The organism is Stutzerimonas stutzeri, assembly GCF_000935215.1.
Lineage (GTDB): Bacteria > Pseudomonadota > Gammaproteobacteria > Pseudomonadales > Pseudomonadaceae > Stutzerimonas.
Window position 1 is genome coordinate 1 of record NZ_JXXD01000393.1, and the last position, 672, is coordinate 672.

Genomic DNA, 672 nt, shown 5'->3' on the forward strand with positions numbered 1-672 from the left:
GGTAGGCGGCGAGCATCTGTTCGCGCTCGACGAGCATGCGCCCGGCGACCAGCGTCAACCCCGCCTCGCCCGGCAGCCGCCGCCAGGCCAGCCGCGCTCCATCAGTATCGGTCAGCTCCGCAGCATCGCCGGCCGGCAGTGGTGGTATCGCCAGCCGCGCCGGGTTGATCTCGATCAGCGCGCGTCCCTGAGCGTCGAGCAACCAGAGCAGGCTGTCGCGATTGCCCAGCATGTTTTCGTAAAGCTGGGGACGCTGCCGAAGCGCCTCGACGCTGGCGCTGTCCTCGAGCAGGGCCGACATATCCTCTTTGCCGACGCCGAGGACCAGATGTTCTGGCAGAGCCTGGAGATGAACGAGGTCGAAGCGGTGATCCTGGCGATGAACGATCCCGAGGCCAAGATCATCTCCACCCGCAAGCTGCGCGAAAGCGGATTTGGCGGGCTGATCGTGTCCCACGCGATGTACGAGGATATCGCCCAGCGCATCCAGGAAGCTGGCGCCGACCGCACCTACCTGACCATGAGCGAGGCCGGCGCGGGCCTTGCGGAAAATGTCTCGCGGGAATTGCAGGCACCGCGCTGAGGCCCGGTCCAGAGCCGCTCGCGCGATCTGGACCAACTGCCGTCGATCCAATTGTGCACAATTTTCTGATTTATTGTTTATCAGCCTGT

General features: G+C 64.4%; 2 pseudogenes. One reads left to right on the plus strand and one right to left on the minus strand.

From position 1 onward, the window contains the following. Positions 1 to 307, minus strand: a pseudogene (locus LO50_RS23755) (heavy metal sensor histidine kinase); the annotation flags it as partial. On the opposite strand from LO50_RS23755, the pseudogene LO50_RS24555 reads away from it, so the two are divergent. Further along, a pseudogene (locus LO50_RS24555) lies at positions 290 to 583 on the plus strand (NAD-binding protein); the annotation flags it as partial. The pseudogenes LO50_RS23755 and LO50_RS24555 sit on opposite strands and share 18 nt — an antisense overlap. Between the last annotated feature and the right edge of the window lie 89 nt (positions 584 to 672).